Origin of the sequence: Pedobacter kyonggii (assembly GCF_004310665.1) — a bacterium.
Classification (GTDB): domain Bacteria; phylum Bacteroidota; class Bacteroidia; order Sphingobacteriales; family Sphingobacteriaceae; genus Pedobacter; species Pedobacter kyonggii.
In genome coordinates this window covers 151,258-163,560 of the sequence record NZ_SIXF01000005.1, presented here as the reverse complement: position 1 = coordinate 163,560, position 12,303 = coordinate 151,258, and the positions used below count along the sequence as shown (strand labels likewise).

Genomic DNA, 12,303 nt, shown 5'->3' with positions numbered 1-12,303 from the left:
TAATCTCGTAAACCGTTGATGGTTTGGATTATCGCTAATTAAATAAATCATACTTAAATATTCTATTCAAGCTTTTGTTTAAATGTCTCATTTTAACGGAGAATTTTATTTATCCAAATCATTCGCAACTCAATTATCCATCCATCAGTGTCTCAAATATTTTTTATTATAGTCAAAATTGATATATTTGATATTATAAATAAATTTTAACTATATGACATTAGTTCAGCTAGAATATATCGTTGCTGTAGATACTTACAGAAGTTTTGTTACCGCTGCAGATAAATGTTTTGTAACGCAACCCACCTTAAGCATGCAGGTGCAGAAACTGGAGGAATTGATCAGCGTTAAAATTTTCGACAGGAGCAAGCAACCAGTAAGCCCGACCGAAATTGGCGCACAGATTATTGCTCAGGCCAGGATTATTTTACAGGAAAGTGGAAAAATAAAGGAACTGATCAGCAGTCAGCAGCAGGATGTTTTAGGCGAACTAAGAATAGGTGTAATTCCAACTGTTGCACCATACCTGCTCCCCGAAGTAATTTCTGCCATGCTGGATAAATATCCTGAATTAAAACTTTTAATCTGGGAATATACCACCGAAGACATTATTCACCACCTCAAAACAGGCGTACTGGATTGTGGTATTTTAGCCACGCCACTTACCGATCCGAACATTACCGAAATCCCATTATATTACGAAAACTTTGTAAGCTACATCAGCAAAAGCAGCAAGCTTTATAAAAAGAAGGCCGTTGATGCCGAAGATCTGAACGATGAAAACATCTGGCTTTTAAACGAAGGTCATTGTATGCGCAATCAGGTATTGAACATTTGCCGTTCTACAAAAAACAACAGACTACAGGGACTGGAATACAATACAGGTAGTGTAGAAACCCTCGTACGTATGGTTGACTTAAACGGTGGCGCAACACTATTGCCCGAGCTGGCCATAGCAGAATTAAATGCAAAACAGACTAGTAAAATCCGACATTTTAAATCGCCTGAGCCTGTGCGGGAGATCAGCCTGGTAACCCATAAAAACTTTATTAAAAAACGGATGCTTAATGCTTTAAAAGAGGAGATTCTAGAAATTATCCCAAAAGCGATGAAGCAGAAAAAGAAAAAAGATATTGTTGGGATTTAGTTCTTCTTGCGAAGTTTAAAAGGGCGAATCGATGGAAAAACTTCGAAAGCTTTTAATATGATCGTCATTGCGAGAAGGCTTTTTCAGCTGACGAAGCAATCTTACAACGATCGCTAGTAGCGTGTGCATTAAGATTATTCATTTTGCAGTTGTTTTTAAAGGTATTCATGAGCTCACCTCGTTCGGTTATCTTCGTACCTCGCAATGACGACTTTACTGCTGTATTTTGATAATACTTAGTAAGTGCTAAATCAATAAAGAGGCTTTTAAACCTCGTGAATTAGCTCACGGTCTTTATCGACATGATCAGCCAGCTTATAGCCTGATGCCACAGGGTTTTTATCCTCTAAAAAGATTAAAATAATTAATGAAACAATGGGAATTAAAAAGGAAATAAAAAACCAGAACCCAAAATTCCGGCCTGTTCGCTTTGCCAAAAAACCTGCAAGTAACTGCGGCGACAATAGTAGTCCGAGTACAACAGTGCCTACGATTATCTCTGGCATTTGTTATTGATTTAATCGATTACAAAAGCGCTGGCTTGCTTAAAGATCTTGTTTTTGTACCGGAGGTGCAGACAGTAATCCTTTAATATCGCTTTCAACTTCCTCTTCTTCCCCTTTTTTCTTTTTCTTATTTTTTGCTTTTAAGCCTTTACCACTTAAACGTTCCTCAATGATTTTATCATATTCGGTTTGTTGCTCCGGCCTTAAAACATTACGGATGTTCTTTGATGTTTCGTTCTGTAGTTTATAAAATTTATCTACATCCTCTTCGCGCGAGTTGCCTGCCTGTTGCCTTTTGATTAAATCTGCCTGCTCTTTCGCCTGATTATAGGTAAAGCTGTAAATTACGCTTTTTTGGGTTCCATTTAATTTTAATCGCTTATCCAGATCCTCCACATTCTTCTTTGCAATTTCCCCTGGAGTAGGTACCTTATTTTGCTGTGCACGCACCAATCCATTTATACCAACAATAATTAAAAATAAAACTACAAGCCTTTTCATTTCGAACATTTTATATCTGCGAAGTTACTTAATTATCTTAAAACAAGAAAGTCCCGATTTACACCGGGACTTTCTAAAATTTTATTGGTTTTCTAGCTTACAAAGCTTTCTTGTAAAGCTCAGCAACTGCATCCCAGTTAACTACATTCCAAATTGCCGCTAAATAATCAGGGCGTTTGTTCTGGTATTTTAAATAGTATGCGTGCTCCCAAACATCAATACCTAAAATTGGTGTGCCTTTAACTTCAGCAACATCCATTAAAGGATTATCCTGGTTTGGTGTAGAAGAAACCTGAAGTTTTTTATCAGCACCAACTGATAACCAAGCCCAACCTGAACCAAAACGGGTTGCACCAGCTTCTTGTAATTTAGTTTTAAGATCGGCAAACGAACCAAAAGTTTCGTTAATTGCTTTAGCTAAATCGCCAGTTGGCTCACCACCTTTATTTGGGCCTAAAATATTCCAGAACAAAGAGTGATTATAGTGACCACCGCCATTGTTTCTCACAGCAGCTGGGAATTTTGAAATGTTTTTTACAATTTCCTCGATGCTAGAAGTCGCTTCCGGCTTACCTTCTAAAGCTTTATTTAGGTTGGTAACGTAAGCTTGATGGTGTTTATCATGGTGGATTTCCATGGTAGTTTTATCAATATGCGGTTCTAATGCATCGGTTGCGTAATGTAACGCAGGTAATTCAAAAGCCATAATGTTTTATGTTTAAAGATTTAAAAATGTTTCTTGTAGCAAATATAACATTAGAACGTTAAGATTTGTTCATGTTATTATCATCAAATCGTTTTCCGCACTGTTGTTATAAAACTGGAAAGATTGAAAGCCGTAAGGTTCAGGGCGATAGGTGGGATAGCTTTGTGAAAAAATTGGTTGATGGTCAATGCGCCTTACCTCTTCTTCGCAAAGAAATTTTTCATCAGGGCCGCACATTCTTCTTCCATTATCCCACCTTTCAATATCGTTTTAGGATGGAGCAGATTAGTATTTTTGGAGATAAAGCCTCTTTTTTCTTCTCTGGCACCATACACAATACGGCCAATCTGTGTCCAATAACTTGCACCGGCACACATTACACAAGGCTCGATGGTTACATATAAGGTACAATCCCTTAAATATTTCCCGCCTATCGTTTGCGCTGCAGAGGTAAATGCCTGCATTTCTGCATGCGCAGTAACATCATTAAAGCGCTCAGTTAAATTGTAGCCACGACCAATAATCCTGTTTTTACTAACCACTATTGCGCCGATTGGAATTTCATCTTCAGCCAAAGCTTTTTTTGCCTCTTCCAAAGCCAATTTCATATAATGGATATCCTCTTCTTCAGGGTCGGTATTTTCGAAGTTGTAAAAACTCATGGAGCAAATATAGGCTAAGAATTCTGAAGTTTCTAAGGGCAAAGCGCTAGTAAATCTTCAGAAGTCTAGTTGGGTTTTTGGAGCAATTGTAATGCTAATCGGTTGCTCCAGTCCTGCTTTTTGCTACAAGTCCTCTCCCGATGAAGAATCGGGATGCGGGCTTTACGCGTCTATCAGGGCTATTGAACAAATTCTGTGCTAATGGTGAACAAATAACGCGCAGATTTCAGAAGTTCTAAGGCGAGGGGCTGGCAAAACTTCGGAAGTCTACAAGCATTACACAAGTTTACTCCCATTAGGGACTTTACTTTGTACGGCAGTCAATACGATATCGCCGTTTTCGTCGGCAAAACCAGTAACCAAAAATTCGGACATAAATTTTCCGATCTGTTTTTTAGGGAAGTTGATCACCCCTACAATCTGCCTCCCTGGTAATTCGTCTAAAGAATAATGTTTCGTAATTTGCGCACTGCTCATTTTAATGCCGAATTCGCCGAAGTCTACCTTAATTTTATAGGCAGGCCGTCGGGCTTCAGGAAATTCGAAAGCCTCTAAAATGGTGCCTACCCTCAGTTCTACCTTTTCGAAATCATTCCAGGTAATCTCTTCCATAGCTTAATTTTAATGTGATGGCAAAAATATAAATTATTAAAATAATTCAATTATAGTTTAAATTAGGGAGAGTATTCAATTCAACCGATTGCATTAAATGGAATAGAATTTTACAAAAAATTTGCGTTTTATATTTTAAGCACTATCTTTATGCAACCGTTTGCATAACCAAATATTAAAATAATTTAAAACCATGTATTTATTAGGGATTGATTTAGGAACCTCATCTATAAAAGTTGCAGTTGTTGATGTAACTACACAGAAAAACATTGCGACAGCACAATACCCGGAAGAGGAAACAGCAATTAAATCTTTGCAATCGGGCTGGGCAGAGCAATCGCCGAATGAATGGTGGCAAAATGTTCAACAGGCAATCCTTAAATTAAATGCCACAGGCTTATTTGATCCCAAAGAGATTAAAGCCATTGGTGTTGCTTACCAAATGCATGGGTTGGTTGTAGTAGACAAAGATCAAAACGTACTGCGCGATAGTATTATCTGGTGCGATAGCAGGGCAGTCGAGCTAGGCAATAATGCTTTTGAGACCATTGGAGAGGAAAAATCGTTAAAACACCTGTTAAACTCTCCAGGAAACTTTACAGCCTCAAAGCTAGCTTGGGTAAAAGCAAATGAGCCAGAGATCTATAACCGCATCGATAAAACAATGCTGCCGGGCGATTTCATCGCAATGAAATTAACAGGAGAAATTACAACAAGTATTTCTGCATTATCTGAAGGCATTTTCTGGGATTTTGAAAATCATGAAATTTCTAAAGATGTGATGGATTATTATGGCATCTCAGGTAGCCTTATTCCGCAGGTGAAACCTTTGTTTTCGGAACACGGCTATTTAAGGGCCGATATTGCAGCGTCTCTAGGCCTATCAGCCGGTATCCCTGTTGCTTATAAATCCGGCGATCAGCCCAACAATGCACTTTCTTTAAATGTATTAAAGCCTGGGGAAGTTGCTGCAACAGCCGGAACATCAGGTGTAATTTACGGGGTAAGCAACGATCTTACCTACGATAAACAATCGAGGGTGAATACCTTCGCCCATGTAACCTATTCAGAAGAGAAAAAACACACCGGCGTTTTACTTTGTATCAATGGCACCGGCAGCATGTACCGTTGGGCAAAATATAATTTCGCACCACAATCTACATATCCTGAACTGAATAACCTCGCGTTAAAAGCACCAATAGGTAGCAATGGTTTAAAAGTGCTTCCCTTCGGAAACGGTGCCGAGCGGATGTTAAACAACAAATATACTGGAGCCCAGTTGTTAGGTATCGACTTAAATCTCCACAATCAATCAGATATTTTTAGGGCAGTACAAGAAGGGATTGCCTTTTCTTTCCGCTATGGACTGGATATTATGAGAGAAAACGGCATGAAACCTAAAGTAATCCGCGCTGGGAGGGCGAACCTCTTTTTAAGTGATGTATTTGCACAAACTTTTGTTGACGTTACGGGCATTCCGGTAGAACTTTACGAAAACGATGGTAGTGTTGGTGCAGCCTTAGGTGCCGGTATAGGAGCTGGGATTTTCAAAAACGCAGAAGAAGCTTTTAACAACCACGAAGTAATTAAAACTTTAATCCCGCAACATTCGGCAGCATACGAACCCATTTATCAGGATTGGAAAAAAATATTAGAGAAACAATTAGCAATTGGTTAATGATTGATAGTCCATAGCGAGATCGTCTATGAAATATTGACCAACAAACCACCAACCAAAAAACAAAAAAACATGACAAAAGTAGTAACAGGAGCAAAAGAATTTTTTAAGGGCATTGAGCAGATCAAGTTTGAAGGCCTGGGAAGTGACAATCCATTAGCATTTAGATGGTACGATGCCAACAAAGTAGTGGCGGGCAAAACCATGAACGAGCATTTTAAATTTGCCTGCGCGTATTGGCATTCATTTAATGGCAATGGTGCAGATCCATTTGGTGGCGCAACACACATTTTCCCTTGGGATGAGAAAAAAGATGCAGTAGAAAGGGCAAAAGATAAAATGGACGCGGCGTTTGAATTTATCACTAAAATGCAGATTCCTTATTATTGCTTCCACGATGTGGATGTGGTAGATTATAGCGACGATATTGCCGAAAACGAGCGTAGATTACAAGCTCTTGTTGAGTATGCCAAGCAGAAACAAGCAGATAGCGGTGTAAAATTACTTTGGGGAACAGCAAATTTATTCAGCCATAAGCGTTACATGAATGGTGCATCTACCAATCCCGATTTCCATGTGCTGGCACACGGAGCTGCACAGGTAAAAGCAGCTTTAGATGCTACCATTGCCCTTGGTGGCGAAAATTATGTGTTCTGGGGAGGAAGAGAAGGTTATATGAGTTTATTGAACACCAACATGAAACGTGAGCAGGAACACTTGGCAAAATTCTTACATACCGCTAAAGATTATGCACGCAAACAGGGTTTCAAAGGAACATTCTTCATTGAACCGAAACCATGTGAGCCTTCTAAACATCAATACGATTACGATGCGGCAACCGTGAAAGGCTTTTTACAACAATACGATCTATTGGCAGATTTCAAATTAAACTTAGAAGTTAACCACGCTACCTTGGCTGGCCATACTTTCCAACATGAATTGCAGGTTGCAGTAGATAATGGCTTATTAGGCTCTATCGACGCAAACCGTGGCGATTATCAAAATGGCTGGGATACCGATCAGTTCCCGAACGACATTAACGAACTAACGGAAACCATGTTAATCATTTTAGAAGGTGGTGGCTTACAGGGTGGGGGTGTAAACTTCGATGCGAAAATCCGCCGTAACTCTACAGACCCCAAAGACCTGTTCTATGCACACGTAGGGGGCATGGATATTTTTGCAAGGGCATTAATTACTGCAGATGCCATTCTTCAAAAATCTGATTACAAAAAAATAAGAACCGACCGCTACGCTTCATTTGATAGTGGAAAAGGTGCCGAATTTGAACAAGGCAAACTAAGTTTAGAGGATTTGAGAAATTACGCTGCAGAAAACGGTGAACCAGAGGTACGCAGCGGAAAGCAAGAATATCTGGAAAACTTAATTAACAGGTATATTTAATTTATTTTTATAAAATGTAGTCTCCGTGGTCTGTGTTTTCACAGACCACTAGCATTTGATTTAATTAGAATGGTATGTGGAGACACTGACCATGAATGAGAACCGGGGCGGTTCCATTAATTTAACCCATCCCGGTAGCGTGTGGAAAGTAGAATATCTGTTAGTTTTTAACAGCGCAAATTAATAAACGTTACTTTAACACTTTTTAATTCAAAAAAAAGCAGAGATTATTTATGATTTTACTACATTTAGGTTTCTAAACCAAATAACCACTATTATATTAATGAAAAACAATTTATTGGACACGAAGGATTACATTGTATTTGCGGTGTACTTCGTTATTGTGGCTGCTTACGGTCTGTACATCTACAATAAGAAAAAATCCGCATCCACAGGCTCAAAAGATTATTTCTTAGCTGAAGGTTCACTTACATGGTGGGCAATCGGTGCATCTTTAATTGCATCGAATATTTCTGCAGAACAGTTTATCGGCATGAGCGGATCGGGCTTTAAGATGGGATTGGCAATTGCAACTTACGAGTGGATGGCTGCCCTTACCCTGGTTATTGTTGCTGTTTTTTTTATTCCGGTTTACCTGAAAAACAAGATCGCCACAATGCCGCAGTTTTTACACCAACGCTACAACGGAACCGTTGCCATGATTATGGCTGTGTTCTGGTTATTGTTGTACGTAGTGGTAAACTTAACATCAATTCTTTATTTAGGTGCTTTAGCTGTTAGCAGTATCTCTGGATTCGACTTGACTTTCTGTATGTATGCCATTGCAGCTTTTGCCATCGTAATTACACTGGGTGGAATGAAAGTAATTGGTTATACTGATGTTATTCAGGTATTTTTCTTAATTCTGGGTGGTTTGGCCACAACATACCTGGCATTAAACCTGGTTTCTACCCATTACGGAACCTCAGGTATTTTTGAAGGTTATAGCCTGATGACTTCAAAAGCATCAGAACACTTCCACATGATCTTAAAACCTGATAATGAGAATTACATAGATTTACCGGGATTAAGCGTATTAGTAGGCGGTATGTGGATTGTAAACCTTAACTATTGGGGCTGTAATCAGTACATTACACAACGTGCTTTAGGTGCAGATTTAAAAACTGCCCGTGGGGGTATTTTGTTTGCTGCTTTCTTAAAGTTATTAATGCCAATTATTGTGGTATTACCAGGTATTGCGGCTTATGTACTGTATAAAGATGGGGCTTTCCAATCGGAAATGCTGCAGGACGGATCTGTTAATCCAGACCGTGCTTACCCGGTACTATTAAACTTATTACCTGCCGGATTAAAAGGTTTATCGTTTGCAGCATTAACTGCAGCCGTTGTAGCCTCATTGGCTGGTAAAGCAAATAGTATTGCAACCATTTTCACGCTTGATATTTACAAAAAAGTATTAAAAACCGATGCTTCTGAAAAGAACCTCGTTTTTACAGGTAAAATTGCCGTAGTTGTAGCCATGGTGTTGGGCGTTATTATTGCACCATACTTAGGTATCGATAAAAAAGGCGGATTCCAATATATCCAAGAGTATACAGGCTTTGTTTCTCCGGGTATATTTGCCATGTTCATTCTCGGTTTCTTCTGGAAAAGAGCCACTTCAAATGCAGCACTTTTCGCAACAATTGGCGGTTTCGGATTATCGTTATTGTTAAAGGTTCTTCCTACATGGACAGATCTTTCCTGGTTATCGGGAGTGGGCTTCTCGGTTAAAAATGCAACTGGTATTTACGAAATCCCTTTCCTAGATAGAATGGGTATTGTATTCGTATTCTGTATTATCGGTATGGTAATTATCAGCTTGTTCGAAAACAAAAACGGTGTTAATCCAAAAGGACTGGAAATTGATTCGAAAATGTTCAAAACCACCACAGGTTTCGCTGTTGGTTCGTTGATTATTATCGGTTTATTGGTAGCCCTTTACAGTATATACTGGTAGGAGACATTTTTTTATTATAATTTCAAAAGCTTTTCTGGAAACAGGAAAGCTTTTTTTGTTTAATACAAAACAATCACTTTCACCAGATAATTATTTATTTTCAAAAAGCTTATCTGGGCAAATTATGAAAGTGATCATTTTTTTGGAAAGCAGATACAGCACGAGATAATGACAACCTTGCTCTCCTTTACTTCCGATAAAGAATCGGAACCACTACGATCAGGTTTGCGGCAAAATCGCTTAAAATTAGCCCTGAATGAAGTGTAAAGCCTGGAACTCGATTTTTCATCGGGAGAAGACACTCACCAGAGCGGGACAGAAATCACCAAAAGCATTGGACTAACCATCGCCAATTAATCATAAAATATTTTTTTTTAGGAAATAAAAGGGCTTATTTTATAGGAGCAGGTGCTTCGCTCCTGAACATAACAGCACATTTGATTCTATCTTAATGCTGTATTAACATATTTCTAAACTTTTTTCTACCTTGATGCAACGTTTTAAAATCCCTTATGTCTTATAATCAGAATATTCGAAATTTTGGAAGCCGTATACATCGATAAAAACCTAGAGCTAGTAAAAAAATGCATGCAGGGCAGCCGCGCAGCACAGTTTGAATTGTACAAGCTGTATGCAAAGGCCATGTATAATGTGGCACTGCGCATTTTAAATTACGAAGAAGAGGCAGAAGATGTTTTACAGGAAGCATTTTTAGATGCTTTTACCAGAATTGTAGATTTTAGGCAGGAAACCACTTTCGGACTTTGGTTAAAGCAGATTGTGATCAATAAATCCATCAATTATTTACGTAAACGTAAGATGGAGTTTGTAAGTACCGATGAGATATCGGAAGTGCCTGATGAGGATAGTTTTGATGACAGTGAAATACGGTTGCAAGCTGATGAAATTAGAACAGCCATTACCGAATTGCCAGATGGCTATAGAGTAGTGTTGAGTTTATACCTTTTAGAGGGTTATGACCATGAAGAAATTGCACACATTTTAAAAATAAGTGAAAATACCAGCCGCACACAGTATATGAGGGCTAAAAAGAAGTTAAAAAGCATTTTAGAACAGAAAGGGATGAGAGATGAATAATAGATTAGAAACCTTTGTAAAGGAAAACCGTAAAGCTTTCGATGTAATGGAGCCATCGGCAGGACTTTGGGCAAAGATTGAACAGGAATTAGACAACAAGAAGAAAAAAAAGCCGATAAAGCTGTATTTATGGATGAGTGCAGCAGCAGCTATCGTGGTGGTTTTCGGTTTAGCCTGGTTATACGTAGGAAAATTACAAAACAAAGATTTAGAAATAGCCGACGTTAGTGCTTCATATGCCAAAAAAGAAGTCCACTTCGCAGGTTTAATTACCGAAAAAAGAGATAGCCTGGCCATTTTTGCTTCTGCGAATCCAGAGTTGTATAAAAAATTTACTGCCGATCTGAAAAAGCTTGATGAAGATTACGAAAGATTAAAAGCAGAGCTGCCAACCTCGCCCAATCAAACTTTTGTGGTAAAGGCTATGGTTAAAAACCGCGAAATACAACTGCAGTTATTAAAACAACAATTATTGATTATTAACCAGGTTGACGATTATAAAAGAGTTAACCAGATTTAATTTAAGAGAAATTAACGCCTAAAGTAGAAGGTGCAATAAACAGTATTCAATCAGTCTTGATGCCTGATTTAACATAATGATACTAATTAGGGGACGCTCACCGCATCGAAAGCTTATTGCCAGCCGGCAGGTTTTAAGCGTATAGGTGTTTAACAATTAACAACATGAAAACAATAAAAATATTTTTAGCCTTTATGGCTTTAATCGCCGTAAAAATTAATGCGCAAGAAGTTGCGGCAAATACCACATCAGAGAATGTAATCGTCGGAAATGTAGAGAAATCATCAACACTGGCGATGGTGGCAAATCACGTAAAACACATTCAAACAGGAAGTGATGCCGAACGGTCTAAATCTTTTAGCAAGAGTTTTAGTGTGGATAATAACGACAAGATTAATTTAAACAATCAATACGGATCGATCACCATTAAAACCTGGGACAAGAAAGAAGTACGTGTTGATGTAGATATTAAAGCTTATAGCAGTTCGGATAATGATGCGCAAAAACTGATTGATGGAATAAGTATTGATGCGAATAAAAACGGTGATGCAGTTACTTTCAGAACGAATATGGGCGATAGAAACGGACGTTATGGCCGTGGGGTGAAAAATGGAGTAACCACCTGGCGGAGAGAAGTGAAAGTAAATTACGTGGTGTATATGCCAGCAGTAAACCCATTAACGGTTTCACAAGAATATGGCAACGTAGAATTGGGTAATTTTTCAGGTCCAACTTCTTTAAAAGTAGAATATGGCAATCTGGTTGCTGGCAATTTAAGCAATGTGAATAACTACATCAATGTTCAATATGGTAAATGCGATATCCAGGATCTGAATGCTGCAGTGGTAAAACATGAATATAATGGCCCCGTAACCATTGGGGCTGTGGGTACTTTACAGCTTGATGCCGAGTATGTTGCTGTAAACATCAATACCATCAGGAGATCAGCCGATATTAAGGTAGAATATGGCAAAGGTTTAACCATTGGTACTATTGGCGGCAACCTGCTTTTAAATGCAGAATACGCCAAAGTAAATATCAATACGGTTAAAGGGAATACAGTAGTTAAACAAGCTTATGGCGATTTAAATATTGCATCAGCTGGTAAAATTGCAGTAAATGCAGAATATTCTAACGTTACTTTGGGTTCGCTAAATGGTGATGCCAATATCAACATGGATTACAACCGCCTTAGCGTAAACGAAATTACTCCAGCTTGTAAAAACTTCACCTTTGGTGGCGAATATGTAAGCATTGGACTGGGCTTTGCAGACCGTTATAATGCCAATTTTAATGTTTCTACTTCGTATGCTGGCTTTAAATATGGCTCAAACGTAACTTCAAATCTGGTAAGTAAAGATGATGAAACCAAAAAATATACTGGTAAAATTGGTAGTGGCGGTGCCGCAAACGTATCTATTAAAACCGAATATGGTTCAGTTACATTTAAATAAAATTTTCAAAACCAAACAAACTATAAAGTCCTGCCAAATTGGTAGGACTTTTTTT

The 12,303-nt window shown here is 38.4% G+C and carries 12 protein-coding genes; 7 read left to right on the top strand and 5 right to left on the bottom strand.

Annotated elements, in window-relative coordinates; translation table 11 throughout:
* The first annotated feature begins 214 nt into the window (after positions 1–214).
* Complete coding sequence (locus tag EYS08_RS07720; RefSeq protein ID WP_131029474.1) at positions 215–1,147, top strand: hydrogen peroxide-inducible genes activator; 933 nt, start codon at positions 215–217, stop codon at positions 1,145–1,147.
* Between the two features lie 266 nt (positions 1,148–1,413).
* Here the strand turns inward: EYS08_RS07720 and EYS08_RS07715 are convergent, their stop codons facing one another.
* The 5 genes from EYS08_RS07715 to EYS08_RS07695 all read right to left on the bottom strand — a co-directional run bounded on the left by EYS08_RS07715 (position 1,414) and on the right by EYS08_RS07695 (position 4,134).
* Positions 1,414–1,653: a hypothetical protein gene (locus EYS08_RS07715; RefSeq protein WP_131029473.1), complete on the bottom strand. Its 240-nt coding sequence runs from the start codon at positions 1,651–1,653 to the stop codon at positions 1,414–1,416.
* Between the two features lie 39 nt (positions 1,654–1,692).
* Positions 1,693–2,154 carry a hypothetical protein gene (locus tag EYS08_RS07710; RefSeq protein ID WP_131029472.1) on the bottom strand — a complete coding sequence of 154 codons (462 nt, stop codon included), beginning with the start codon at positions 2,152–2,154 and terminating at the stop codon, positions 1,693–1,695.
* A gap of 97 nt (positions 2,155–2,251) precedes the next feature.
* Positions 2,252–2,860 carry a superoxide dismutase gene (locus EYS08_RS07705; protein WP_029274949.1) on the bottom strand — a complete coding sequence of 203 codons (609 nt, stop codon included), beginning with the start codon at positions 2,858–2,860 and terminating at the stop codon, positions 2,252–2,254.
* 194 nt (positions 2,861–3,054) lie between these two features.
* Positions 3,055–3,522: a nucleoside deaminase gene (locus tag EYS08_RS07700; RefSeq protein ID WP_131029471.1), complete on the bottom strand. Its 468-nt coding sequence runs from the start codon at positions 3,520–3,522 to the stop codon at positions 3,055–3,057.
* A 276-nt stretch (positions 3,523–3,798) separates the two neighbouring features.
* On the bottom strand, positions 3,799–4,134 hold the full coding sequence (locus EYS08_RS07695; protein WP_131029470.1) for a tRNA-binding protein: 336 nt from the start codon (positions 4,132–4,134) through the stop codon (positions 3,799–3,801).
* A 193-nt stretch (positions 4,135–4,327) separates the two neighbouring features.
* Between EYS08_RS07695 and EYS08_RS07690 the strand changes: the two genes are divergently transcribed.
* From EYS08_RS07690 to EYS08_RS07665, 6 genes are all read left to right on the top strand, one after another.
* A complete protein-coding gene (locus tag EYS08_RS07690) occupies positions 4,328–5,812 on the top strand; it encodes a xylulokinase (protein WP_131029469.1) in 1,485 nt (494 codons plus the stop codon).
* Between the two features lie 72 nt (positions 5,813–5,884).
* Positions 5,885–7,216, top strand: a complete 1,332-nt coding sequence (gene xylA, locus EYS08_RS07685; protein WP_029274945.1) for a xylose isomerase — start codon at positions 5,885–5,887, stop codon at positions 7,214–7,216.
* A gap of 283 nt (positions 7,217–7,499) precedes the next feature.
* The gene (locus EYS08_RS07680) at positions 7,500–9,176 is read left to right on the top strand and encodes a sodium/sugar symporter (protein ID WP_131029468.1); all 1,677 of its coding nucleotides are present in this window, start codon (positions 7,500–7,502) and stop codon (positions 9,174–9,176) included.
* Between the two features lie 588 nt (positions 9,177–9,764).
* Positions 9,765–10,274 carry an RNA polymerase sigma factor gene (locus tag EYS08_RS07675; protein WP_244215888.1) on the top strand — a complete coding sequence of 170 codons (510 nt, stop codon included), beginning with the start codon at positions 9,765–9,767 and terminating at the stop codon, positions 10,272–10,274.
* Complete coding sequence (locus EYS08_RS07670) at positions 10,267–10,794, top strand: hypothetical protein (RefSeq protein WP_244215887.1); 528 nt, start codon at positions 10,267–10,269, stop codon at positions 10,792–10,794. Before EYS08_RS07675 ends, EYS08_RS07670 begins: the two co-directional genes overlap by 8 nt.
* A gap of 164 nt (positions 10,795–10,958) precedes the next feature.
* The gene (locus EYS08_RS07665) at positions 10,959–12,248 is read left to right on the top strand and encodes a hypothetical protein (protein ID WP_244215886.1); all 1,290 of its coding nucleotides are present in this window, start codon (positions 10,959–10,961) and stop codon (positions 12,246–12,248) included.
* The last annotated feature ends 55 nt before the right edge of the window (positions 12,249–12,303 follow it).

Bases quoted from the DNA above. Each gene is read 5' to 3' on its own strand.
- EYS08_RS07705 (WP_029274949.1), bottom strand. From the start codon at position 2,860: ATGGCTTTTGAATTACCTGCGTTACATTACGCAACCGATGCATTAGAA.
- EYS08_RS07670 (WP_244215887.1), top strand. From the start codon at position 10,267: ATGAATAATAGATTAGAAACCTTTGTAAAGGAAAACCGTAAAGCTTTC.
- EYS08_RS07715 (WP_131029473.1), bottom strand. From the start codon at position 1,653: ATGCCAGAGATAATCGTAGGCACTGTTGTACTCGGACTACTATTGTCG.
- EYS08_RS07720 (WP_131029474.1), top strand. From the start codon at position 215: ATGACATTAGTTCAGCTAGAATATATCGTTGCTGTAGATACTTACAGA.
- EYS08_RS07680 (WP_131029468.1), top strand. From the start codon at position 7,500: ATGAAAAACAATTTATTGGACACGAAGGATTACATTGTATTTGCGGTG.
- xylA (WP_029274945.1), top strand. From the start codon at position 5,885: ATGACAAAAGTAGTAACAGGAGCAAAAGAATTTTTTAAGGGCATTGAG.
- EYS08_RS07675 (WP_244215888.1), top strand. From the start codon at position 9,765: ATGCAGGGCAGCCGCGCAGCACAGTTTGAATTGTACAAGCTGTATGCA.
- EYS08_RS07695 (WP_131029470.1), bottom strand. From the start codon at position 4,134: ATGGAAGAGATTACCTGGAATGATTTCGAAAAGGTAGAACTGAGGGTA.
- EYS08_RS07700 (WP_131029471.1), bottom strand. From the start codon at position 3,522: ATGAGTTTTTACAACTTCGAAAATACCGACCCTGAAGAAGAGGATATC.
- EYS08_RS07665 (WP_244215886.1), top strand. From the start codon at position 10,959: ATGAAAACAATAAAAATATTTTTAGCCTTTATGGCTTTAATCGCCGTA.
- EYS08_RS07690 (WP_131029469.1), top strand. From the start codon at position 4,328: ATGTATTTATTAGGGATTGATTTAGGAACCTCATCTATAAAAGTTGCA.
- EYS08_RS07710 (WP_131029472.1), bottom strand. From the start codon at position 2,154: ATGAAAAGGCTTGTAGTTTTATTTTTAATTATTGTTGGTATAAATGGA.